General features: G+C 65.8%; 19 protein-coding genes and 2 tRNA genes. 14 read left to right on the top strand and 7 right to left on the bottom strand.

Annotation, left to right across the window (positions count from 1 at the left end):
* Positions 1–21 precede the first annotated feature (21 nt).
* From J2X38_RS01305 to J2X38_RS01280, 6 genes are all read left to right on the top strand, one after another.
* Positions 22–549 carry a PH domain-containing protein gene (locus J2X38_RS01305; RefSeq protein ID WP_310250387.1) on the top strand — a complete coding sequence of 176 codons (528 nt, stop codon included), beginning with the start codon at positions 22–24 and terminating at the stop codon, positions 547–549.
* Positions 546–2078 (top strand): PH domain-containing protein, encoded by a 1533-nt coding sequence (locus J2X38_RS01300; protein ID WP_310250384.1) that lies wholly within the window; start codon positions 546–548, stop codon positions 2076–2078. The genes J2X38_RS01305 and J2X38_RS01300 overlap by 4 nt, the downstream gene beginning before the upstream one ends.
* The gene (gene recJ / locus J2X38_RS01295; RefSeq protein WP_310250381.1) at positions 2075–3844 is read left to right on the top strand and encodes a single-stranded-DNA-specific exonuclease RecJ; all 1770 of its coding nucleotides are present in this window, start codon (positions 2075–2077) and stop codon (positions 3842–3844) included. The genes J2X38_RS01300 and recJ overlap by 4 nt, the downstream gene beginning before the upstream one ends.
* A 22-nt stretch (positions 3845–3866) precedes the next feature.
* Positions 3867–4250, top strand: a complete 384-nt coding sequence (locus tag J2X38_RS01290) for a VOC family protein (RefSeq protein ID WP_058539184.1) — start codon at positions 3867–3869, stop codon at positions 4248–4250.
* A gap of 67 nt (positions 4251–4317) precedes the next feature.
* Positions 4318–4393 (top strand) — tRNA-Glu (locus J2X38_RS01285).
* A gap of 51 nt (positions 4394–4444) precedes the next feature.
* Positions 4445–4519: transfer RNA gene (locus tag J2X38_RS01280), tRNA-Glu, on the top strand.
* Between the two features lie 29 nt (positions 4520–4548).
* On the opposite strand, the gene J2X38_RS01275 is transcribed toward J2X38_RS01280, so the two are convergent.
* The 5 genes from J2X38_RS01275 to J2X38_RS01255 all read right to left on the bottom strand — a co-directional run bounded on the left by J2X38_RS01275 (position 4549) and on the right by J2X38_RS01255 (position 13301).
* A complete protein-coding gene (locus tag J2X38_RS01275; RefSeq protein WP_310250374.1) occupies positions 4549–7065 on the bottom strand; it encodes a hypothetical protein in 2517 nt (838 codons plus the stop codon).
* Between the two features lie 218 nt (positions 7066–7283).
* Entirely contained in the window at positions 7284–7799 is a 516-nt protein-coding gene (locus tag J2X38_RS01270; RefSeq protein WP_156419776.1) for a hypothetical protein, read from the bottom strand.
* 338 nt (positions 7800–8137) lie between these two features.
* Positions 8138–11563, bottom strand: coding sequence for a TonB-dependent receptor domain-containing protein (locus J2X38_RS01265; protein WP_082639706.1), 3426 nt, complete (start codon positions 11561–11563; stop codon positions 8138–8140).
* An 83-nt stretch (positions 11564–11646) separates the two neighbouring features.
* A complete protein-coding gene (locus tag J2X38_RS01260; protein ID WP_310250299.1) occupies positions 11647–12708 on the bottom strand; it encodes a FecR domain-containing protein in 1062 nt (353 codons plus the stop codon).
* Positions 12705–13301, bottom strand: coding sequence for a sigma-70 family RNA polymerase sigma factor (locus J2X38_RS01255; protein WP_310250294.1), 597 nt, complete (start codon positions 13299–13301; stop codon positions 12705–12707). Before J2X38_RS01255 ends, J2X38_RS01260 begins: the two co-directional genes overlap by 4 nt.
* 382 nt (positions 13302–13683) lie before the next feature.
* Between J2X38_RS01255 and J2X38_RS01250 the strand changes: the two genes are divergently transcribed.
* Positions 13684–14337 carry a LuxR C-terminal-related transcriptional regulator gene (locus J2X38_RS01250; RefSeq protein WP_310250291.1) on the top strand — a complete coding sequence of 218 codons (654 nt, stop codon included), beginning with the start codon at positions 13684–13686 and terminating at the stop codon, positions 14335–14337.
* A 172-nt stretch (positions 14338–14509) separates the two neighbouring features.
* Here J2X38_RS01250 and J2X38_RS01245 read toward each other — a convergent pair whose 3' ends face one another.
* Positions 14510–15556 (bottom strand): ACP S-malonyltransferase, encoded by a 1047-nt coding sequence (locus J2X38_RS01245; protein ID WP_310250287.1) that lies wholly within the window; start codon positions 15554–15556, stop codon positions 14510–14512.
* Complete coding sequence (locus J2X38_RS01240; RefSeq protein WP_310250284.1) at positions 15553–17754, bottom strand: thiamine pyrophosphate-dependent enzyme; 2202 nt, start codon at positions 17752–17754, stop codon at positions 15553–15555. The genes J2X38_RS01245 and J2X38_RS01240 overlap by 4 nt, the downstream gene beginning before the upstream one ends.
* Before the next feature lie 132 nt (positions 17755–17886).
* On the opposite strand from J2X38_RS01240, the gene J2X38_RS01235 reads away from it, so the two are divergent.
* Genes J2X38_RS01235 through J2X38_RS01205 form a run of 7 tightly spaced genes read left to right on the top strand, consistent with a single transcriptional unit; the run spans position 17887 to position 24688 of the window.
* Positions 17887–18597, top strand: a complete 711-nt coding sequence (locus J2X38_RS01235; RefSeq protein WP_310250281.1) for a DUF4129 domain-containing protein — start codon at positions 17887–17889, stop codon at positions 18595–18597.
* Positions 18594–19829: a DUF4350 domain-containing protein gene (locus J2X38_RS01230; RefSeq protein WP_310250278.1), complete on the top strand. Its 1236-nt coding sequence runs from the start codon at positions 18594–18596 to the stop codon at positions 19827–19829. The genes J2X38_RS01235 and J2X38_RS01230 overlap by 4 nt, the downstream gene beginning before the upstream one ends.
* A complete protein-coding gene (locus J2X38_RS01225) occupies positions 19819–20781 on the top strand; it encodes a MoxR family ATPase (RefSeq protein ID WP_310250274.1) in 963 nt (320 codons plus the stop codon). Before J2X38_RS01230 ends, J2X38_RS01225 begins: the two co-directional genes overlap by 11 nt.
* On the top strand, positions 20778–22094 hold the full coding sequence (locus J2X38_RS01220; RefSeq protein ID WP_310250269.1) for a DUF58 domain-containing protein: 1317 nt from the start codon (positions 20778–20780) through the stop codon (positions 22092–22094). The genes J2X38_RS01225 and J2X38_RS01220 overlap by 4 nt, the downstream gene beginning before the upstream one ends.
* Complete coding sequence (locus J2X38_RS01215) at positions 22091–23131, top strand: stage II sporulation protein M (RefSeq protein ID WP_310250266.1); 1041 nt, start codon at positions 22091–22093, stop codon at positions 23129–23131. Before J2X38_RS01220 ends, J2X38_RS01215 begins: the two co-directional genes overlap by 4 nt.
* Positions 23128–24000 (top strand): RDD family protein, encoded by an 873-nt coding sequence (locus J2X38_RS01210; RefSeq protein ID WP_310250263.1) that lies wholly within the window; start codon positions 23128–23130, stop codon positions 23998–24000. The genes J2X38_RS01215 and J2X38_RS01210 overlap by 4 nt, the downstream gene beginning before the upstream one ends.
* On the top strand, positions 23987–24688 hold the full coding sequence (locus tag J2X38_RS01205) for a nitroreductase (RefSeq protein WP_058539507.1): 702 nt from the start codon (positions 23987–23989) through the stop codon (positions 24686–24688). Before J2X38_RS01210 ends, J2X38_RS01205 begins: the two co-directional genes overlap by 14 nt.
* Position 24689 lies beyond the last annotated feature (1 nt).

Raw genomic sequence — 24689 nt, 5'->3', positions numbered from 1 at the left:
GCCACCGACTATCGGAGGAATATGACCGACACCCCCGCGCACCCGACCGACCCTTTCGACGCAGAGGCGCTCAATGCCGCCGAGGGGCTCGATCCGGTCAATCCCGCCTATGCCCAGGTGCTGCGCATCGCGACCGCGCTCAACCTGATCCCGCTCGCGATCGGCGCGAGCGTGTTCGACGCGCTGCTGATCCGCCATATCGAGGGACCGTACGGGCTGATCACCGCCGCCGCGTGGGTGATCGCGGCGATCGTGATCGTCAGCTTTCCTTCGCGCCGCGTGTCGCGCTGGGGGTACAAGATCGGCGAGGGACAGCTACGCGTCGCGCGCGGCTGGCTGTTCCGCACCGATACGATCGTCCCCTTTGTGCGCGTCCAGCATATCGACGTCGGGCAGGGGCCGATCGAGCGCTGGTTCGGCCTCTCGCACCTGATCGTCCACACCTCGGGCACGCACAACAGCACGGTGACGCTGCCCGGACTCCACGCTGACCTGGCGGCCGCGATGCGCGAGACGATCCGCCGGCATATCCAGACCGATTTCGCATGAGCGACGACGCCGCAGCGATCGCTGCCACCCCCGCAACCGATTTTGGGGACGAGCCGGACTGGCAGCGGCTCCACCCCGCGACGCTCGCGCTCGCCATCGTCAAGCTCGGGCCGCGCTCGCTCAACTTCCTGCCCGCGGTGGCCGCATTGGGGTTCACCGGCAACTGGGTGTATATCGTGCCCGCGATCGGCGCTTTTCTGCTCTTCTCGCTGCTCGCAGCGTGGTTCCAGTGGCTGCGCTTCCGCTTTCTCGTCGGCGACGACGAGGTCGTGATCGAAAGCGGCGTTTTCGCGCGCCAGCATCGCACCATCCCCTTCGACCGCATCCAGGACGTCAGCATCGAGCAGGGGCTGGTCTCGCGCGCGCTCGGCATCGCCAAGGTCGGGTTCGAGACCGGCGCGGGCGGCAAGGAGAATGACGCAAGCCTCGACGCGATTGCGCTCGATTCGGCGCAGGCGCTGCGCACAACGATCCGCGCGCATCGCAGCGGCGAGGCGGCTGCGCCCGTCGTCGCCGATGCGCCCGAGGCACCGCCCGCGACCGAGGACCGGTTGCTCTTTGCGATGGGGCCGCGCCAGTTGCTGATCGCCGGCCTGTTCAACTTCTCGCTCGCCGCGCTCGCGGTGGTCGGCGCGGGCATGCAGTTTTTCGACGGGCTGCTGCCGTTCGATTTCAACGTCTTCGACCCCCGGGACTGGATCGATATCGCCGAGGATTACGGGCTCGACCAGTGGCTGCTCGCGCATCGCTGGGTCGCGGGCGTCGGCGCGGTGCTGTCGCTGATCTTCATCGGTTTTGCGAGCGGGATCGCGACGATGTTTTTCGCCAACTGGGGTTTCCGCCTGACGCGCGAGCCGCGCGCGCTGCGCCGCACCCGCGGCCTCACGACGCGTACCGACGTCGCGGTGCCGGTGAAGCGCGTGCAGGCGGCGATCCTCGTCACCGGCTGGTTCCGCCAACGCTTCGGCTGGCACGAACTCCGCCTGCAAAGCCTGGCGAGCGACGGCGGGAAGGAAAATGACCATCAGGTCGTTCCCTTTGCGAAGCTCGATGCGATCGACCCGGTGCTGGACGAGGTCGCGATCCGGCGCCCCGATGCCGGCCAATCGTGGCAGCGCAGCCACGGCATCGTCGCGCTCGGCGGGCTGATCGGTGCCGTCGGCGCAACCATTGGCGGCCTTGTCGCCGTTTCATTCGGGCAGAATCTCGGCTGGTTCGGTCCGGCCCTGGGGCTGCTCATCGGTGCCGGATCCTTGTTCGGCGCGCGCTTCCATCGCTGGGCCGACCTTGGCGAACAGGTCGCGATCCGGCGCGGGGCGTGGAAACCCAAGACGACGCTGCTGCCGCACGCGTCGGTGCAGAGCGTCGACCTCAAGAGCGATTTCATCCTCCGCCCGCTCGGCCTCGCGACGCTCGTCTTCGGCGTCCCCGGCGGCAGTTCGCTTGGCGCGCACGAGATCCCAGCGATCCCGCTGGCCGCCGCGCTGGACCTGCGCACCCGCATCCTCGCCGCGAGGGCGCGGTCATGAGCGAAACGGCGCTGGGGATTACGCACTCGATCAAGGGCCAGCCGTGGCACTGGCGGCGCGCGAGCGCCGACATGGCGTCCGAAAATCTCGCGCCCGACGACCTTGTCACGCAATTGCTGCTCGCGCGCGGGGTGACGCGCGACGACCTCGACCGCCAGCGCACGCCGACCCTGCGCGGCTTCATGCCCGACCCGTCGCTGTTCCGCGACATGGACGCCGCCGCCGCGCGGCTCGCCGATGCGGTCGAGCGCAAGGAGGCGGTGACGATCTTCGGCGATTATGACGTTGACGGCGCGACCTCGGCCGCCTTGCTCGTGCGCCTGCTGCGCGGGCTCGGACTGCCCGCGGGCGCCTATATCCCCGACCGGTTGATGGAGGGATACGGCCCCTCGGGCGCGGCGCTGGTCAGGATCGGCGAGGCGGGGTCGAAACTCGTCGTCACGGTCGATTGCGGCGCGCAGGCGTTCGACGCGATCGCCGAGGCCAAGGCGGCGGGGGTCGAGGTGATCGTTGTCGACCATCACCAATGCGCGACGACGCTGCCCGCGGCCTTCGCGCTGGTGAACCCGAACCGGCTCGACGAGGAACCCGACGCCGCAATCCACGGCAATCTCGCCGCGGTCGGGGTCGCCTTCCTGCTCGGCGCCGCTTTGCTCCGCACGCTGCGCGCGCGCGGCTTCTTCGCGACGCGCGACGAGCCCGCGCTGATCGACCTGCTCGATCTTGTCGCGCTCGGCACCGTCGCCGACGTCGCGCGGCTCACCGGTTTCAACCGCGCGCTGGTGACGCAGGGGCTGAAGGTGATGGCGCGGCGCGGCAACACCGGCCTCGCCGCGCTGATGGACGCCGCGCGCCTCACCAAGCCGCCGAGCGCGAGCGACATGGGCTTTGCGCTCGGCCCCCGCATCAACGCCGGCGGGCGCGTCGGCAAATCCGACCTCGGGGTGCGATTGCTCACGACATCGGACCCGCAGGAAGCCGCCGACATCGCGGTCGAACTCAACCGGCTCAACGAAGAACGCCGCGCGATCGAGGCCGCGGTGCTCGAACAGGCGATCGACGCCAGCGCGGCGTGCGGCAACGCACCGGTCGCGATCGTCGCCGGGCAGGGCTGGCACCCCGGGGTGATCGGCATCGTCGCCGGGCGTCTGAAAGAACGGCTGCACCGCCCCGCGATCGTCATCGCGCTCGACGAGGATGGCGTCGGCAAGGGGTCGGGCCGCTCGATCAGCGGCGTCGACCTTGGCGCCGCGATCCTCGCCGCGAAGGAAACGGGGCTGCTCGTCGCCGGCGGGGGCCATGCGATGGCGGCGGGGCTCACCGTGGCGGCGGACAAGGTCGACGCGCTCGGCGCCTATTTGAACGATCGGCTCGCCGCCGACGTCGAGCGCGCGAGCGGCGACAAGTCGCTGCTGATCGACGCGGTGCTCGCGCCGCGCGGGATCAACCCGCTCTGGTGCGACGCAATCGAGAGCGCGGGACCTTACGGCGCCGGATGGCCCGCGCCGCGCGTCGCGACCGGGCCGGTGCGGATCGTCGAATCGGGGATCGTCGGCACCGACCATGTCCGCCTGATCGTGTCGGGCGATGACGGCGGGCGCTTCAAGGCGGTCGCGTTCCGCAGCGCCGAGACCGAGCTGGGTCAGGCGTTGCTCCACGCACGCGGCAGCCGCAAACTATGGCTTGCGGGCCGCGCGAAACGCGACGACTGGGGCAGCCGGCCGGCCGCCGAACTCCACCTCGAAGACGCGGCCTGGGCCGACTGAAGGCACGAAGGGAAAAGCGACGATGTACAGCCACATCACAATCGGCATCGAAGATTTCGCCCGCGCCGAACCCTTTTACGACGCGATCATGGCGGTGCTCGGGCATCCCGGATTCGTGCGGCAGAGCGAAGGCAAGGGCTATGGCACGCCGACCGGCCCCAAGGTCTTCGTCGGCCCGGCCTTCAATGGCGAACCGGTGTCGGTCGGCAATGGCACCCATATCGCCTTCATCGCCGCCGACCGGGCAACGGTCGATGCCTTTCATGCCGCGGCGCTTGCCCATGGCGGCAGCGACGAGGGCGCGCCGGGGCTTCGCCCGCATTATCACGCCAACTATTACGGCGCCTATGTCCGCGATCCGGAGGGCAACAAGCTGCAGGCGGTATGCCATTCGCGGCACGGTTAAATTAGCGCCGATTGAGTCCTTGACCGGGGGAACACGCACGGCTAATGCGCCGCTTCACCGATCAGACGGCCCCTTCGTCTAGCGGTCTAGGACGTCGCCCTTTCACGGCGAAAACACGGGTTCGAGTCCCGTAGGGGTCACCATCGGGCACGGGAGCGGTCGGCTCCCCTTTCCGCAAATTTTCCGACCCATAAGGCCCCTTCGTCTAGCGGTCAGGACGCGGCCCTCTCACGGCTGAAACACGGGTTCGATTCCCGTAGGGGTCACCAGCGGCAAGGCGCGCGGTCAGGGCGCGCCATCAAAACTTCTTTCGCACCGTCAATCGCACCACGCGGCCGAGGGGCTCGATTTCGTTGCGGCTATATCCCGCAGGCACCGTCCCGTCTTCGCGCGTCACCCGGCGATACCCGCCCAGGAGATCGTTGATATCGACGGACAGTTTGAGCCCGCTCATCAAACCCTTCTTGGCCGGAACCGCGAATATGCGGTCGGGTTCGATGAAGGCCGAAAGATCGAGCTTCAGCGGCGGCTTGAAGACAAAGACTTCATCGCCGCCCCGCAATCGTCCCGAGCTGCTCCAGCTGCCGCTCAGCGTGCTGCCGATCCCCCGCCGGCCGATCGACGCCTGAAACGACAGGCTGTGAAGCGATTGCCCGCCGGCGCGCAGCAGGTCGATCACCGGGACGCCGGGACGCGTCAGAAGTTCATTTTTCAACCGCAAGCCGTGGTCGAGCGACAGGTTGAGCTGCCACGGATTCGCGGCGGTTTCGCTTTGCCCTTCACCGCCCCCAAGCATCAGCCGGAGCGCGATGCCGGCGGACAGATCGACATTGGTGTCACGCGCCAGGTTGATCGCGCGCGCGTCGACTGCAACGAGCCGCCCTTCCGCATCGCGCGTAACCCGTGCGGGGAACGCGGCCTCGATGGCGGGAGTCAGTTCGGGAAAGGCCGCCAAGCCCCCCTTTGCGACCGACTGGCGATAGCCAAGATTGAGCGTCAGCACCTCGTTGCCCAGCGGCCGCACCAGGGCCGTCAGCGTCACGCTTTGCCGGCGGCCACTCTTCAGGTCGAGATTGCCGCCGGTGATCCAGACGGGGTCGGCAATCGCCTGGCGCGCATAGTCGAAAACGCGAATGATCGTGGTAACGATCGGCGCATCGAGCTGGTCGAACGAGGGTGCGGCTTCGCTGAAATCGATCGTCCCGCGGAACAGGATCACCGGCGAGGGCGACCAGCTGATACTGCCGCCATATCCCTTCTGCGGCCGGCTGTCCGTCATCAGCTGCGCGCTGGCCGACAGGTCGATGGTCAGGTCGCCCAGCCAGCCCGCTTCCGCCTCGCCCGCGCGCGAAACCGGTATGCTGAGCGACATCAGCCCGTTCGACTGGCTGCGCGTCATGCTGTTCGAGGCGATTCGGTTGCCCGCGGCATCGCTTTGCCGGCTTTCGGTGCGATTGCGGCCGGTATGGGCGGTGAGATTCCAGGTGAGCGGCCCCGCCGGCAGATCGACGATCGTCTTTCGCACGTTGAGCCGGGCGCTGATATTTTCGCTTTTCGTCCGGGTGCGCGTCGCGATCATCAGCCCTTCGTCCCACTCGCCATAGGGATTGAATGCGGGATCGCGGTCGTCGATCAATCGCTGGACGCGCGCGACGTCGATACCGCTTTCGAGGAAATTGTCGGCGTGGTTGCGCAAATAGCTGATCGCGAGGCTGGTTTGCCAACCGCCGATACGCCCGTTCAGCATCAGCGACGCACCGAGCGAGGTGGAGCCATTGTCAGAGCGAAGCGCGCGCTCGCCTGCAAAGGGCCGGGTCAGGACGATGTCGTCCGCAAAGGGCGACCAGGGATGGCCCGCGGGAACGACCACCGATGCCATCGGCAAACCCCGCTCCCCCCCGCTGTCGCTCCGGCCGGCATTGAGGTTCAGCGAGGCGGAAAAACCGCCCAGCGGACGCGTGACGCCGATCTTGACCGAGGCATGGCGACGCGACGATTGCAGCGTTTCGAAGCGGTTGGGATCGACGGGATGAAGCGCGCCGGCGGTCGCGACGAAGTCGTCGATGCCGGGCGTCCCCGTCAGCGCGCCGGACGGGAGGGCGGCGGCCGTCACCAGATGTCCGGCTGACCGGCTGAGCGCGGGGTCGATCTCTCCGCCGTCCGGGGCCGCGATGAATCCGACACTGTCGAATGTCCCGTCGCGCGGCGGGATATTGCGCGCAGTTTTGCGAAATGCGCTATCCGCGCCGATCCGCGCTTGCGCGTTCCAGCGCATGTCGCCGCTGATCGCGGTCCGCGTTGCCGACAGGATGCCGCCATATTGGCCGCCGGCCGTCGCAAAACTCGCGCCCGCGTCGGCGTTCAGCGTCGAGAAATTTTTCTTGAGCACCAGATTGATGACACGTTTTCCTGCGGGTTCGCCATATTGCGCCGCGGCCTCGGGCTTCAACACGGCGAGCCGGTCGAGTGCCTCGGCGGGATAGGTGAGGATCGAACGGTCGAAGCCTGCGGGCTTGCCGTTGATCAGCAGGACAGGCTCTTCACCGCCATCGTCGATAAAAGGGGCAAGCCGCTTCAGCAGATCCTGGATGCTGTCGGCGCCTTGACTGGCGATTTCCCCTTCGCCGAATTCGGTTTCGGCCGCGACCCTGGCTTCGCCGCGGCGACCGGCCGTGACGACGATCTCTGAATCGGCGGTGGCGGCGATCGTTGACGGATCGGGTCGTCCGGCTGCCGCGGCCGAATCCATTCCCGCGCTTTGGACAAGTGTTTGCGCGCGCGCCTGATCGACACCCGACGCGGCCAGCGAAGCCACTGCGATCCAGAGCTTCGGGGTCCGGAAAAGTCCGGGACAGCCGGGCGAGTCCGTCGCCCGCCCGCTACGCGCGCATCCTAGCAGCGCAAACTTGCCATCACGACGCAAAGGACAATCCCGAAACATCCTGCCTGACGCAAAAGGCAGGCGCCGTTAACGGGCGCCCGCCAGGTTGGGGCCGCCATCAGGAGTCGATGGCGGCCTCCGGGAGTGGTCGTTCAGGTGATGACGAGCGGCGTTGCGGGCGAAGTCTGGGTGAGGGTTCCCTTGATCTTGCAGTTGGGCTCCGTCCCGGGCGCGCTGGCGTCAGGAGTGTCCGACACGCCGTCCTGAAACTCGATCGTGCCGGCATTCCAGAGAGCCAGCAGATCGCCAGAACAGGAATCGGCAGGAATCGGGGGCATCGTCGGGATCGCCGGGATATTGGTTGTCACGCCAAGCATCTCCAGCACTGTGACCGGCGAGCCAAGCCCGTCGGTCGCGAAAGGGCCGCCCGTAAAGGTGATGCCCGTGCAAGGAAAAGCTCCGGAGAGGCTGGCCGACGACGTGGCGACGCCGCCCGTCACGTTGATCGTGAGCGTCAGGCCGCAGGTCGTCCAGACGGGCAGGTTCTTCTTCACCTCGACCGAACCCGTGAACACATAGGTTCCGTCCGGAGAAAAAGTGGCGGCCTGGGCAACTGCCGGACTGGCAAGCGCGAGCGCAGTTGCGCAAAGGGCAATAATATTCCTCATATTATCTCTCCTGTTTACTGTTTGGATTTTATTTAAGCATCAATCGAATCGATGCATTTTGCTTTTTAGTATGGATTCACATCAGGTCAATACTGAATCTTATAAGTATTATACCTACTATCTAATTGACAGTATTATTGGGCAACAATTCCCCTCTATAGTAGACAGTGCAATACCGTCTACTACATATGAATATTGATATTTTATTCGAACTATATTAATTGTTCCGATAAATTATCTTTTCCCGTCCGAAGTAACAGTAAAAGTTTCAATATAGACATGCCCGCTCCCAACTTCTCCTCCGCTTACGCGGGAGGAGAAGTAAAACCTGCGCTGGATCAGAAACGCTTCATGGCGCTGAACCCGATGATGCGCGGATCAAGCGTGAAGACGTTGGTACTGAGCAGGGAGTCGTCGCTGTTGGTGAAGAAGTCGGTGACCGGTGCGTCGTTGAACAGATTCTTGACATAGAATTGGAAGGTCAGATCTGAATCGGGCCGCGCCAGCGTCACTGCCACGTTGACATTGTCCCAAGCCTTCAGCCGGTCATATTCGGTGTTATAGACACGCGCGAAGCTCTTCGACTGGCGATAATAATCGCCGCGGACGGTGAGGTCCCAGTCGCCGAAGAAGAATGTATATTGCGCCCCGATATTGGCCGTGATCCGCGGCGAATTGGGCAGCTCGTTCCCGGCAAGATCGGCCTGGAAACCGCGTCCGCCGTTGGGCGCACCGCTGACCTGGCTCCGCCAGGCGTTGGGGTTCGCCGGATCATAGGGAACGATCGCGCCAACCTTGGTCGGGTCATAGGGCGCGAAGGGGTCGTAAGTGAAACCATATTGCTGCGCATAAAAGCCCGCCGGCTTGCTGGGATCGAAATTGCCGAACCCGCTGGACTGGCCGCACAGCCCGTAGAGCGCGGCGCCGGCGGACGCGCTGTCATTCGCCGATCTTTGCAGAATCCGCTCGACATAGGCGCGCGGCGCGATGCAGTTCGAGGGGACCTGCAGGAAGGGACGAAGCAGAACCCAGTCGGGATTGCCCTGCGTGCGGTCCATCACGTCGATCGACCTTGCGCCCTTCTTCAGCCGCGTCTGCAGATAGCCGAGATTGGCATCGACGCGAAACGCGCGTGACGGGCGCCAGGCTGCCTCAAACTCCAGCCCCCAGCTCGTCGCATCGAAATTCTCGTTGAGCGCGATGCGGTCGACGATCTGCGAAACCTGATAACCGGTATAGTCATAGAAGAAGCCGGTGGCATTGAGCGTCAGCCGCCCGCCGTCGAAGCTGTTCTTCGTCCCGATCTCGAATGCATTGACATATTCGGGCTTGAAGGTCGCGGGAATGTCACCGAACTGGACATTCGTATCGCTAATCGCGGGGCGCGCCGGGTTGGCTCCGCCACCTTTGTAGCCATGCGACGCCGAGGCATAGATTAGCGTGTCGTCGGTGAACGCAAGGTCGGGTTTCCAGTCGACCACCAGTCGCCCGGTCGGCTTCGACCAACGCTGATCGATCGGGTCACTGGCCTGATATCCGCCGCTGATGCTCCCGCCGCTGGTACCGTTCGCACCGCCCCCGAGCAGGAGCTGGCTCGGATAGAGCGTCGCGCTCTTGTCATCGCGCGTGAACCGCAGCCCGGCGGTGACCTTCAGTTCGTCGGTGACGTTCCAATAGGCTTCACCGAAGATCGCCCAGGATTTGGTCTGGACATTATTGCGGCTACGGAAATAATTATGCCCGTTTTCGTCGAGTGACGATATCGGATTGGGGTCGACATAGATGCAATCCCGATCCGTCACATCGGGCGGACAATCGCGATATTTGAACTCGCTCCCCGCTGCCGTACCGGTCGCCCGGTTGTACCGGTTATAGGCGATGAATGAATAGAGATTGTTGAAGACAAAATAGTCGTCTTGCGATTTGAAGTTCAGATAGTTGACGCCAAGGCTGAAATTGAGCGGTCCGTCGAACGCCGATTGCAGGCGAAACTCCTGCGACCATTGGCGATTGCGCGACCGGCTGAGATCCATCGACAGCATCCGGTCCGAGCAGCCGAGCTGCGGGTCGCAATATATCCCGCCCGGCGCAGCATATGACTGGTCGATCGGATTGGGACTGGGTCGCCCGGGAATGACGAGAGGCGGCCGGCCTGGTCGCGGGATGATGATGTCCGGCGTGCCCGGCAGCCCATCCATCAATCCCGATGTGTTCACGAACACGGGCGCCGAGACGAAACGATTATAGTCCTGCGACGAATAATAGCGATCGCGCGCATAGGCGGTCTGCGACACCAGCTTCAACCCGTCACTGAGGTCGAATTCCATGTTGAGCTGGAAGACATCATTCTTCGCGCGGAAGACCGGATCGATGCTCGTTGCGATTTCGCGCAGGTTGCGCGATTGTTGGACCCCCGCGAACGGATCGCCGCGGACCAATCCGCGCAGAAGATCACTGCCGCGATAGCCCATTTTGACATAGTCGGTGGAGCCGGCGACGATAGCGGCATAGCCCCCCGCATTAGGCGCGCCATAAGATTGATCGTCATAGAGTGAAACGGGCAGGCAGCCCTGACTGAGCCGCGACCGCAAATCGAGTTCCTGGCGAGTGGCCGTCTCGTTCCGGGTCCCGTCGGGCACCCGGATACCGCCCACCGTCGCCGGCCCGGGATCGCGCGCGCATAACTGCTTTCCGGTGCGCGACCGATTGTCATCCTCGTCGAAATGCTGCCAGATCGCATTGGCGCGGAAACGGTCGCCCGGCTCCCACGCAATCGAGGCGCGCGTCGACCACAGCTCGCGGCCGTTCACGCGCTTTTCCGTAAAACTGTTATAGTCGAACCCGTCGCGGCTGGTCAGCGCACCCGCGACGCGCACCGCCAGCGTGTCGCCCAATGGCACGTTGACCATCGCCGATGCGCGCATCGTCTTATAATTGCCGACCTCCACCTTCGCATCGAGCCCGAAATCCTGAAGCTCGGGCAGCGCCGGTATCAGATTGACCACACCGCCGGTCGCATTGCGGCCATAGAGCGTTCCCTGCGGTCCGCGCAGCACCTCGACCCGCTGCATGTCGAAAAATTCGGATTCGAACAGGCGGTTGCGGATCAGCGGCGTGTTGTTGAAGCTCACCGCCACCGCAGGGTCGGTCGAAGCGGATACCGCCTTCGTCCCGATCCCGCGGATCGCGATGTTGTACATGCTGAAATTGCCCTTCGAGAAGTTCATGTTCGGAACCGCGCGAAGCAGTTCGGAGCCGCCCTCGATCTTGCGGTCGTCGAGCGCCGCGGACGACAGCGCCGTAAGCGCGATCGGCACGTCGATGATCTTTTCTTCTTTCTTCTGCGCCGTCACGATGATTTCGCTGCCGTCGCTGATCTCCTGCCCCGGCGCGGCGGACGCGGCCGCGACCGGCGCGGCGCTCGCCATCTCGACCGGAAGCTGCGCGATCCGGCGCATCGGGCTTACGATGAAGATCTTGCCATTGCGCCGATAGGTCATGCCCGTCCCGCGCAGCAGTTCGCGGAGCGCCTCCTCGGCGCCCGACCGGTACCGCAAGCCTTCGCTGCGCTTGCCCCGCACCGCCTTGCCGTCGAAAATCACCTGCGCGCCCGATGCACGCGCAAAAGCGCGCAATGCGCCGCCCAGATCCTGGGCCGGAATATCGAACTGCTGAACCTGGCGCACTTCAGCATAGGCAGGTGCCGACACGGCAACCAACGCGCCGAGCGCAAGACTCGACAACAAATAACGACGTTTTGACATACCCTCTCCCTCTATGCGAGGGATCGATATTGCTGCCCCTCTGTCATAAAGACGAACCACCCACAAGATTGCGCCCCAGATTTTTATCTTTGGTCCATTTTTTCTTCGTCGTTACTAAAATTTACAGTTTCGATAATGATTTTGCCGCCCTCTTCGTGCGCGGCCAACGGATAGAGCGACGTCACGCCCTTGACGAAACTGTCGGCGTCGCCCGCATCGAATACGCCATTGACGAGATGACGGCCGGCGGCCGCATCGCGAAGGACGATCGGCGATGCCGCGTACCGATTGACCCGCTCGACCGCATCGCTCAGCGGCATATCGACGAAATCGACCTGCCCCCCTTCCCATCCCAGCGAGCGCCCCGCATCGACGGGAAGGATTTCCGTCGCGCCCGATGAAAGGCTGGCGACCAGTTCCTGCCCGGGCAAAAGCTGGGTCGTCGCCTGCGCGACTGGTCGCCGCGCCTTGATATGCCCTGCGACCGCGCCGCGCGGAACGACGGCGACCTGTCCTTCAAACAACAGGACACGAAGCTGATCGCGCAGCAGTTCGACGCTGAAACTCGTCCCGATCGCCACCACCGATTGCGACCCCGCGGTCACGGTAAACGGCCGGAGCGGGTCCTTTGCGACGTCGAACTTGGCCCGGCCGCGATCGAGTATGATCGCGCGGCGATGGTCGGTGAAGGACACCGACATCTGGCTGGCGGCATCGAGCGAGACGCTCGACCCGTCGTCGAGCCGGACGATCCGCCGCTCGCCGACCTCGGTGGAATAGACGTCGGGCCCCTCGCTCCAATACCAGGCGCCCATGCCCGTGACCATCGCGAGCGCGGCCATCGTCGCGATCGCCCGGCGGCGCGTCGGAGCGGGCTCTGCCGCGCGGCGCGCTTTTTCCATCGCGGTCAAAGCCTCGGCACGGAGCGACAGGAAGCCGGGCATTTCGGCGATCGCATCGGTTCCCTGCCACACCGTCACCATCTGCTCGAAATGGTGGGCGTGGCGCTCGTCCTCCGCCAGCCATTCGTCGAAGGCACTTTGTTCGCTGACGGTCAGCGCCCGGTCGGCGATGAGCAGGCACCAGGCGGCCGCCTGCTCCTCCCGCTCGGCGACGCGATCATTGTCATTCTGCGGAACGATCATGGCCGTCGCTCCATCCGGCGGGCCAGAAAAACGAGGGCGCGCGAAATATGCTTGTCGACGGTGCGGAGGTGAAATCCGAAATTATCGGCGATCGTCTGCTTCGGAATATTCTCTACCCGGTACAATATGAAAATCTGCTGCGTCGGTTCGGGAAGCGCCTGGATCGCGGCCCACAGGATCGAAATCGATTCGCGCGCCGAAGCGATCCGAAAGGGGTCAAAGCCGTCAACGCCGGCGCTGGCGTCGCTTCGTACCGCGTCCGCGAAGTTCCGGCGCACACGGTCGTGGCGCGCCCGATCCGTCACCAGATTGGCGGCGATCCGGAAAATATAGGCGGCACTCGTCTCTTCGTCGCCCCTTTGCGCGTTCGATAACCGCAAAAAAACCTCCTGGGTCATGTCTTCGGCTTCCGCGAGGCTGGCAACGCGTCGGGAAAAAAAGGCGATCAGCGGCGGCCGGAACTTCCGGGTCAACCGCTCCAGTTCGGAGGCGGGTTCCGCCGTCACGTCTCTCCCTTTTTTCCCTCTCCAAAAAACAAGACGGCTATCCGGGCCAAATGCGCCCCGTTTTTTTCGGCGCAGGCTCCCGCTCAAGTCGCGTAGAGGTCTGAATATTCAAATGCCCCGGCCCCTGATCTCCAGAAGATCGACACGCGCGCAGGAGAACAAGGCTACGTAACCGGTAACATTTGATTTTTATCTAACTGAAGAAAGTATTGCCTGACAATCAAGGCGCCGCTGCTGATCATCCACGGCAAGACGGTCGAGTTCGTGTCGGTCCCGCTCGCCGACCATTATTTCACGCGCCAGGCCGATCGAATGACGTTGCTGACCTCGATCAAAACCTTTCTCGCCAAGCATAATCCGGCCGACTGACCCGCGGGGGCAATCGCAGACCATCGGCGGCTCCAGAATGGCGCCATCGCCGACCCTTCGCCGCTGTTCGCGCGCAGCCTTAACCGGCATCCCGCTCATCGTGACCGAAAGCGGGGACCATATCCATCTGATCCTGCCCGACCCGACCGAGCGGGCGGCCTGTTTCCGCGTGCTCGCGGCGGGGTCCGAACGGATCGTGCGCAGCTTTGCGAGCGCCGATGCGTGGATCGAAGCCGAGGGTCCGGAGTCGTGCGGCATCCTGCTCTTTCACTGGTGCCAGCCCGGGCGGACCGGCGGCGCCGCGCTGCTCGACCGCGTCGCGGCGCGCGCCGGAACCGTCGCCTTTGTCGCTGCCGAACAGCTCAGTATCGCCGAATCGCGCGCGATCCTGCGCGGCGGGGCACAGGATCTGCTGCCCGCGCCGCTCGACCCGCGCCTCGTCCGCCGCACGATCGATGCGGCGCTCGCCGACTGGCGTGCGCGGCAGCGCGCGCTCGACCGGCACCGCGAGGCCGAGGCACGGCTGGCGGCGCTGACCCCGCGCGAGCGCGACATATTGGATGCGATCGCGGCGGGGCTCGGCAACAAGGCGATCGCGCGTCAGCTGGAACTCAGCCCGCGCACGGTCGAAGTGCACCGCGCGAACATCATGCGCCGCGCCGGCGCCGGCAATGTCGCCGAATTGCTCCGGCTCCAGTTCATCGCCGAGTTCGCGCGCGGCGCGCCGGGCAATCCGCTCCGTTTTGGCGCTTGATTGTGCAGGAGCCCCGGCCGGATGCGGCGCAGCGCGCCTATAAGGGACATGAACGGTGTACCGCCCTTGAGTTGGTCCCCATTGGCGCTGCCGTTCATCCGCATGGGGTCAACCCCACCTGATGCCATGCGAACGGGCCGGCAGGGGATGTTCCTCCCCTGCCGGCCCTATCTTATCCCGTGACGAGCGCGCGCTGTTCGGCGCGGCCCATCGACAGCAGGATCGGGTCGGCCGCCTGCCGTGCCGCGAAATCGGCCTTGCTCCGGATTCCCTGCCAGCCGATGCCGATCAGCGATTGCGCGATCGCGCCGCCGAGCGTGTCGCCGGGCCCCGGCAGGATGATGGCGTCGGGGGCATATTCCTTCACCGCGACCTGCACCGACAGCGCGAAATCATAGGGCGCGAGGATCTGGTGGCCGAAGGTATAATCCCACAGCATCGCCGGATCGCTCGCATGGCGCCGCCAGATCTGCCCGCGCCCGTCGACCAGCGGCAGCGCGGGGCGGTGGAAGAGCGAATGCGGCAGTTCGGCCATCGCCTTGTCCGAACTGCCGAACATCAGCGGGGTGTGGAAGGGGCCGTGGCCCGCGAGCCGCAGCGGATCGCGCCCCGGCGTCGGCGGCGCTTCGGCGAGCAGCGCGGCGAGACCATCTTCATTGCCCGCGAGCACGAGCATCCCGGCAAGGTCGATCGACAGCGCGAGCGCGTGGCCGGGACGCGCGCCGATCTCGGCGACAAGGGCAGACAAAGTCTCGCGCAACCCCGGCACCGGCCGCCAATCCTCGTCGACGACTTGCAGCAGGATTTGCCCGCCCGGCCCGTGCGTCTGGCTGTTGAGCCCCATCGCGTTCGAAATGCGAAAGCCGTCCTCGACCGAAACCGCGCTGCCGAGCGCGAGCGCGCTGTACCAGCCCATCGAATTGCCCGCGATCGCAACGACATCATATCGGTCGCGGTCGATGCTGAGATAGTCGAGCGCGGTCGCGGTGTAGATCAGCGGCGCCGCGACATCGCCGCGCATGTGCGTGCTCACGCTGAAGCGGTCGGCGCCATCGAGTTCGCTCACCGTCGGCTGGCCGCGCTCGCGGCGCTGCGCATCGAAATTCGCGATCAGCGCGCCGAAGCGTGCGCCATGCAGCCGCGCGATGCTGCCAAGCTCGCCCTTGCCATAGGTGCCGCGACCCGGCGCGACGACGAGCGCGGTCTTCCGCGCGCTCATGCCAGAAGCTCCTTCGCGGCGGCATAGATGGAATCGCGGCTCGGCAGGGTCAGCGTGGCCGCGCGGCCGAGCGGGATGAAGCTGTCGTCGGCGGCGATGCGCGCGAGCTTCTTACCCCGGGTGCGCTCGACGAAGGTCGCCATCAGCGCCTCGCTCTGCGATCCGGTAATGCGGCATTCGTCGACGATCAGGATGCGTTTTGCATCGCCAACCGCGGCAACGAGCTTCTCCTCGTCGACCGGGCCAAGCCAGCGGAGGTCGATCACGCGCGCCTTGACGCCGTCGGCAGCGAGCAGCTTTTCGGCCTGACGCGACAGGTAATAGCCATTGCCATAGGTAACGATCGCAAGGTCGGTGCCTTTGCCGTACACTCCGACATCGCCGAAGCGGATCGGCGCGCCGTCGCCCGGCGTTTCATAGGCGCTGGTCCACAGGCCATCGCCTTCCTCGTGGAGGTCGCGCGTCATATAGAGCGCGATCGGTTCGACGAAGACGACGACGCGCTGTTCCTCGCGCGCGAGCCGCACGCACTCGCGCAGCATCGCCACCGCATCGCGCCCGTTCGACGGCACCGCGAGGATGACGCCGGGAATGTCGCGAAAAACCGCGAGGCTGTTGTCGTTGTGGAAATGGCCGCCGAAGCCCTTCTGATAACCGAGCCCCGCGATGCGCAGCACCATCGGGTTGGTATATTGCCCGTCGGAGAAGAAGCTGAGCGTCGCGGCTTCGCCGCGAATCTGGTCCTCGGCATTATGGACATAGGCGAGGAACTGGATCTCGGGCATCGGCAGGAAATCATTGTGCGCCATGCCGATCGCGAGCCCGAGGATCGCCTGTTCGTCGAGCAAAGTATTGACGACGCGCGCCGACCCGAAGCGCTGGTGGAGCTTCGCGGTGACGTTATAGACGCCGCCCTTCGGCCCGACATCCTCGCCCGCGACGATAATTTCCTTGTGCGCGAGCATGAGGTCGGCGAGCGCCCAGCTCAAAAGCCGCGCCATATGCTGCGGCTTGTCCATCGCGCCGGCATCGCTGCCGAACATCGCCTTGCGGTCTTCGTCGGTCGGCGTGTTGACACGAGCGACCTCGCGCTTCGGCGGGATCAGGCTTTCCATCACATGCTTCGGGGTCGTGATCTTCGGGCGCAGGATCGCCGCCTCGGCCTGCCGCGCGAGCGTGCCGCCGATATCCTCATAGGCGTCGGCGATCTCGGCGGGCGACATCCAGCCATGCTCGGCCATCAGCGCCGCGCCCGCGAGCAGCGGATCGCGCGCCTCGTCGGCCTCGATCAAGGCTTTGGGCAGATACGCGCCCTGCACGTCTGAGCCGGCGTGGCCATAGAGGCGCACCGTCGCCATATGGAGGAAGACCGGCTTACGGTATCGGCGCGCATAGTCGGCGGCTTCGGCCGCCCCGGCATAGGCCGAGACCAGATCGGTGCCGTCGCATTTGATATAGTGCAGCCCAGCGCGGTGGCGGAACTGCGCCTCGATCCAGCCCGTCGGGGTACGCGTCGAAATCCCGATACCATTGTCTTCGCAGAGGAAAATGAGCGGCATCGGCGATCCCTGGAACGCCGCCCAGCCCGCAGTGTTGAACGCGCCCTGCGCGGTCGAATGGTTCGCCGACGCGTCGCCAAAGCTCGTCAGCACGACGGCATCGTCGGGCAGCGGCAGCCCGGTCATACCGAGGCGGCGCGCGATGCCGATCGAGAAGGCGGCGCCGACCGCCTTCGGCAGATGCGAGGCGATCGTCGAGGTTTGCGGGGGGATATTGAGCGGCTTCGATCCGATCACCTTGTGGCGTCCGCCCGAGATCGGGTCTTCGGATGACGCGGCGAAGCTCAGCAGCATGTCCCACGTCGGCGTCCCGCCGGGAAGCTGGCGCGACCGGTGGAGCTGAAACGCGTTCGAACGATAGTGGAGAAACGCCATGTCGGTGACGCGCAGCGCCGCTGCGACCGCGGCATTGCCCTCGTGCCCCGACGATCCGATCGTGTAGAAGCCCTCGCCGCGCGCCTGCAAATGGCGCGACAAGCGGTCCATCTGGCGGCTGGTCAGCTGCGACAGGAAGATATCGGTCGCCTCGGCGCGCGACAGGCCGACCACCGCGGGATCGGGCGCGTCGGCGCGATCGGGCAATCGTCCTTCGGCCAGCGCCGCCAGGAATTTTTCATGCACCGCCTGCGCTGCGTCCACCTTGGTCCTCCGTCTGATATTGTCGCGCGCTAGAACGGGGTAGTTTCGCACGCAAGCATGTCTTGCCTTCCCGACGAGGCTCGCGCTACCACTTACCGCGATGATCGACCGGGGCGGGACAATAATTTCAACATGATGTCGATGTGGATCGCCCAGGCGTCGGCCGCGTCCGAACCATCGAGCGCCGATGCGGGCGGAGGATGGCTGATCGACCCCGAACTCGTCGATCCGGGCTATAGCCAGACGATCGCAGGCGGCGAGATCCAGACCGCCTTTCCACCCCCACCGCCGCCCCCGCCACCGACGCCCGAGTGGCTGAAGTCGCTGCTCGACGCGATCGGCAGCTTTTTTAACTGGAGCGCCCCCGCCGCCAAGCCGCTGATGTGGATCGCGGTGGCGCTGGTACTGCTCTTCCTCCTCTATCATTTCGTCCCCGCCTTCGCGCGCTGGGTCGACAATCTGCCGTTCCGCCGCAAGGCCGGCGGTGACGACGCCGAGGACGCCGCCGGGCTGGCCGAAGCCGGCGCGGCGCGCGCGCTCCTCGCCGAAGCCGACGCGCTCGCCGCCGAGGGGCGTTATGCCGAAGCGGTGCACCTTCTGCTCTATCGCAGCGTCGAGGATATCGAGGGCCGCCGCCCCGGGCTCGTCAAACCCGCGATGACTTCGCGCGACCTCGCCGAAGCGCACGACCTGCCCGCGGTCGCACGGGGCGCGTTCAGCCGCATCGCGCGCGCGGTCGAGATCAGCCTGTTCGGGGGACGCGCCATCGACGCGACGGCTTGGGAGCGGTGCCGCAATGCTTATGCCGAACTGACGGTGCCAAAGAATTGGGCGCGGGCATGACCGACGCCGTCGCGGGCGATCATGGCTTTAATCCGCGCCTGATCGCGGGGGTGGTGGCGATCGGCATCGTCGCCTTCATCGCACTTTGGGCGTTGATAGCGCTCGGTCCGCAAATCAGCAGCGGCAAAGACGGCGGCGGCCACGCCTTGTCCAAGGCGGCGCCCGGCTATGCCGGCATCGTCGACCTGCTCGAACGCGCCGGTGCCGATGTCGAGCTTCGCCGCCGCGTCGCCGCCTCGCGCTATGGCGAGAACCAGCCGCTGCTGATCCTGACCCCGACGCACCGCACCCGTGTCGAGGAACTGGCCGAATTGCTCGACATGCAGGGGGGCGCCCGCGCGATCGTCGTGCTGCCCAAATGGCAGACCGCCGCGATCCCGGGCCATACGCCGAAACCGGGCTGGGTCAGCCTGGGTTTTCCTGTCAAACCGCCGGCCAAGATGTTTCCCGCCGGTCGTTTCGGCAGCGTGCGTATCGAGGCGCGGCCGAGCAAGGCGCAGGCGGTGCCGGCCCATATTGCCGGGCGCAGTTTCACGGCGCACCTGCCGGCCAATGTACAAACGGTCGAAGGCCAGGTTCTAGAAACGCTGATCGCGGGGCCGAGCGGCGGCGCGGTGCTTGCCCGGGTCAGCGAGGGCGATCTCTATATCCTCGCCGACCCCGACCTTGTCGACAATTTCGCCTTTGCGTCGCGCGACGGCGCGCTTGGCGCCGCCATGCTGATCGACGCCGTTGCCGAGGATGCCGACACCGACGCGCTGGCGTTCGACCTGACGCTGAACGGATTCGGCGGCCAGCGCTCGCTGCTGCGTTTCGCCTTCGTCCCGCCCTTCATCGGTATCACGCTCTGCCTGATCGCCGCGGGGCTGCTCGCGCTGTGGCAGGCGTGGATGCGGTTCGGCCCGGCGCTCAATCCCCGCCGTGCGATCCCGGTGTCGAAGGCGGCATTGATCGCGAACAGCGCCGACCTGATCCGGCAGGCCCGGCGCGAACTCGACGGCGCCGATGCCTTTGTTAAGAGCCAGCGCATCGCGATCGCGCGGCGGCTGCATGCCCCCGGCGGGCTCGACGCCGAAGCGACCGACCGCTGGATCGACAAGCATCTCGAGGCGGGAAAAGAATCTTTCTCCAGCCTCGCGCGGCGCCTGCCGCTCGCGCGCAACACCCATGAGTTTCTAGAGGGCGCGCAAGCGCTGCACGACATCAGGAAGGATCTACTCCGTGACAGCTAATATCGAGAGCGTTCGGGCCCTCGGCGCAGCGATCGAGGGCGAGGTCGCCAAGGTCGTGTTCGGCCAGGGACCGCTCACCCGCATGGTGACGATCGCGCTGCTCGCGGGCGGGCATGTCCTGCTCGAAGGCCCGCCGGGAACCGCGAAGACGCTGCTCGCGCAGGCGTTCGCGCGCGCGACCGGCCTTGCATTCGGGCGCATCCAGTTCACCCCCGACCTGATGCCCGGCGACATTTTGGGGTCGAACCTGTTCAACTTCCAGACGTCGAGCTTCACCCTCACCAAAGGCCCGATCTTTACCGAGCTACTGCTCGCCGACGAAATCAACCGCACCCCGCCCAAGACGCAGGCCGCACTGCTCGAGGCGATGCAGGAGCGGCGCGTGACGATCAATGGCGAGGCGCATGCGATGAGCCCGCGCTTTACCGTGCTCGCGACGCAGAACCCGATCGAACAGCAGGGCGTCTATCCGCTGCCCGAGGCGCAGCTCGACCGCTTCCTGTTCAAGCTCGTGGTCGATTATCCTGCCGCCGACGAGGAACGACGCATCGTCGCCGACCATGGCGGGCGCTTCAAAAGCCCCGCGGTCGCCGATTTCGGCGTCACCGAGGTGGCGAACGCGAAGACGATCGAAGCCGCGATCGACACGATCGCCACGGTGCGGCTGGCCGACGAGATCGTCGATTATATCGTCCGCATCGTCCGCGCGACGCGCGAGAGCGCCGACCTCGAATGCGGCGCCAGCCCGCGCGCCGCGACCTTGCTCGCGCGCGCCGCCTGCGCCGCGGCGGCGCTCGACGGGCGCGACTATGTGATCCCCGACGACGTCCAGCGCCTCGCCGCCGGCGTCCTGCGCCACCGCGTCATCCTGTCGGCCGCCGCCGAAATCGAAGGGCGCAACGTCGAGCAGGTCGTCGCGGCCTTGCTCGAACGCGAGGACGTGCCGCGGTGATCTACCCCACCCGGCGCGCGATCTATCTGCTGCTCGCGGGCGCCCCGATGGCGCTCGCGCTCGGGCTGATCCGGCCCGAGCTGTGGCTCGTCGCGCCCGGCTGGATCGGGGTGATCGTCGCATGTCTGATCCTCGACACGATCGCGGGCGCCAATCCGCGTCACCTGAGCCTTGATGCGCGCTTTCCGCATCAGGTCGGGGTCGGCGACCCGTTCGACCTGTCGCTCACCGCGACCGGGAGAGCGGTGCCGCCGCGCGCCGAACTCGCGCTCGCACTCGACGAACGGCTTGCCGAAGGCGGGCGGCTCGCGAACGATATGCGCCGTACGGCCGTGGGCGACGCGCTCGCCCGCACGTTGACGCTCACGGCATCGCGGCGCGGGCAGGCACGGGTCGAGGCGCTATGGATCCGCTGGGCGGGGCCGCTCGGGCTCGTCTGGAAACAGCGCAAATTCGCCATCGACGGCGCGATCCAAATCGTTCCCAGCCTGCGCGCGGTGACCGACGAGGGCAGCCGGCTGTTCCAGCGCAACAGCTGGTTTGGCCTCCGCCAGCAACGCTTTCGCGGCGAAGGCACCGAATATGAGGCGCTCGCCGAATATCAGCCGGGGATGGACCGGCGCGCGATCGACTGGAATGCGTCGGCACGCCACGTCAAACTGCTCGCCAAGGAATATCGCGTCGAACGCGACAACCGCGTCGTGCTCGCGATCGACAGCGGGCGGACGATGGCCGAGCCCGTCGGCGGCATGCCGCGCGTCGACCGCGCGGTGTCGGCGGCGCTGCTGCTCGCCTATGTCGGGCTCAAACTCAACGACCGGATCAGCTTCTTTTCCTTTGCCGCAAAGCCGCAGACGCTGACCCCCGCCTATATGCACACGCAGGATTTCCCGGCGTTGCAGCGCGCCGCGAGCCTGATCGACTATGCGCATGTCGAAAGCAATTTCACCCTCGCGCTGACGACCTTGTCGGCGCAGCTCAACCGCCGCTCGCTGATCATATTGTTCACCGAATTCACCGACGCGACGAGCGCCGACCTGATGATCCGCGCCGCCGGCCGGCTGGTGAAGAAGCACCGCCTGCTGTTCGTCGTGATCAAGGACGAAGAGGTCGAGGCCGAGGAGCGCCGCCGTCCCGAAAGCGGCGCCGACGTCACGCGCGCGAACGTCGCCGCGGCTATGCTGCGCGACCGGCAGCTGGTGATCGCGCGGCTCCAGCGCCTCGGCGCCGACGTCATCGAAGTGCCCGCCGACGCGATGGGTGCGAGCGCGGTCGAAGCCTATCTCGGCATCAAAAGGGCGGGCAGCCTGTGATCCCGCCCGGCGCTCCCGCACGGCTCATCGACGCGCCGAGCTTTTCGACGAGCCGCTTTCGCGCCGAGCGCGAGGCCGACTGGATCGCCTTCGACCTGCTGCTCGCCAAGCTCGAGAAGAAAGGCGCCGCCGCGCTGACCAGCGACGAGCTCTTGCAATTGCCGCTGCTCTATCGCGCCACCTTGTCGTCGCTGTCGATCGCGCGCGCGACGAGCCTCGACAAGGCGCTGCTCGATCATCTCGAGGCGCTGTCGATCCGCGGCTATTTCCTCGTCTATGGCGTGCGCGAAAGCCGCTGGAACCGCCTCCGCCGCTTCTTCCTCTACGACTGGCCCGCCGCGGTGCGCTCGGTGTGGAAGGAAACATTGATCATTTCGCTGATCATCCTGCTCGGCGCGCTGACCAGCTATTCTCTCGTCGCGAGCAACCCCGAATGGTATTTCAACTTCGTCCCCGAAGAGATGTCGGGCGGCCGCGACCCGCGTGCGACGGCCGAGTTCCTGCAATCGACGCTGGGCCATGGCAAGGCGGCGGCGAGCAAGGGCGAGAGCGGGCTGCACGTCTTCGCGACCTATTTGTTCACGCACAACAGCCAGGTGTCGATCCTGTCCTTTGCGCTCGGTTTCGCCTTTGGCGTACCGACGATGATGCTCGAATATTATCAGGGGATCGGGCTCGGCGCGATGATGGCGGTCTTTTCGGCGAAGGGGCTGGGCTATGATTTCGGCGGCTGGCTGTTCATCCACGGCACCACCGAGCTGTTCGCCGCCGCGCTGTCGGGCGCCGCGGGCCTCAGGATCGGCACCGCGGTCGTTTTTCCCGGCGCGCGCGGACGGCTGCAGGCGGCGGCCGACGCTGGGCGCACCGCGGGCAAGGTGATGGTCGGGGTCATCCTGATGCTGTTCGCCGCGGGCCTGCTCGAAGGCTTCGGCCGCCAGCTGATCACCGATACGATGCTGCGCTATGCGATCGGCGCGCTGATGCTGCTGTTCTGGCTCGCTTATTATTACATCCCGCGGCGCGAGGATGTGACATGAGCGCCGCTGCAGAGGCCAATGCCAGGCAGCGCGCCGCGCGCGCCAAAAAAATCCGTCAGTTCATCACGCCCGAAGGCGTCGACCTCGAATTGAAGATCGCCGGCTCGGGGCTGCGGTTCGGGGCGCTGCTGGTCGACCTGATCCTGATCCAGCTCGCGCTCCTGCTGTTCTGGCTGGCCATGCTGTGGATCGGCGTCGCCTCGCAGTCGGATGTCACCGAGGTCATCTGGATGCTCGGCGCCTTTCTGCTGCGCACCTTCTGGTTCATCGGGTTCGAGCTCGGTTCGCGCGCGGCGACGCCGGGCAAAAGGCTGATGGGCATCCGCGTCGTCGCGCGCGACGGCGGGCGCCTTACCGCCGATGCGGTCGTCGCGCGCAATTTGATCCGCGAGCTCGAAATCTTTTTGCCGCTGATGATGCTGGGGGTCGGCGTCGCCGAGGATGCGGTGTCGGGCTGGCTCATCCTCGCGGGCGTGCTCTGGTCGCTGACGCTCAGCCTGTTCCTGCTGTTCAACCGCGACCGGATGCGGATGGGCGATCTGATCGCGGGAACCTGGGTGGTGATGGCGCAGCGCGTGAAGCTCGACGCCGATATCGGGGTCGAGGCCGCGGGCGATGCGATGGTCTTCAGCGAGGCCGAACTCGCCGTCTATGGCATTTTCGAGCTTCAGGAACTCGAGCGCGTGCTGCGCGGCCGCGATCCGCGCGCGATGCGCGAGGTCGCCGACGCGATCCGCGCTAAGATCGGGCGCGCGATCGCCGAAGAGGATGACGTCTTCCTGCTTTCCTACTACCGCCAGCTGAAAGCCCGGCTCGAACGCAAATTGCTGTTCGGCAAGCGGCGAGAGGATAAATATGCCAGCGACTGACACCCCCGCAACTGAGAATGGCGTGACCCATGCGCTCCACGCGCGCCGTTCGGTGCGCGCCTTTACCGATCGGGCGGTCGATCAGGCTTTGCTCAAGGACATCTTCGCCGCCGCGCAGCGTGCACCCTCGGGCGGCAACCTCCAGCCGTGGCAGGCAACATTGGTGACCGGCGCGCCGTGGCAGGCGGTGAAGGATGCGGTCGCCGCGCGAACCGCGATGGGGCGCGAGGGCTATGAGCCCGAATATGATATCTATCCGAAGGGGCTGACCGAACCGTGGGAAGCGCGCCGCTTCGGCGTCGGTGAAGCGCTCTACGCCTCGCTCGGCATCCCGCGCGAGGACAAGCGCGGGCGTATCGCTCAGTTCATGGACAATTACCGGGGTTTCGGCGCACCGGTGATGCTTTTCCTCCACTGTTCGCGCATCATGGGCCCGCCGCAATGGTCGGACATGGGCATGTGGCTGCAATCGGTGATGCTGCTGCTCGTCGAACATGGCCTTGCCAGTTGCCCGCAGGAATGCTGGGCAATGTACGGCGCAACGATCCGCCGCACGCTGGCGCTGGACGACGGGCAGATTTTGTTCACCGGGCTCGCGATCGGCTATGCCGATACCGAAGCGGCGGTGAACCAGTGGCCGGTGCCGCGCGCATCGATCGACGAAGTGATTGATTGGCAAGGATTTTAAA

Origin of the sequence: Sphingopyxis sp. BE235, assembly GCF_031457175.1 — a bacterium.
GTDB lineage: Bacteria > Pseudomonadota > Alphaproteobacteria > Sphingomonadales > Sphingomonadaceae > Sphingopyxis.
Note: the sequence above shows the minus strand (reverse complement) of the source record. Positions and strands in the feature narration are given on the sequence as shown.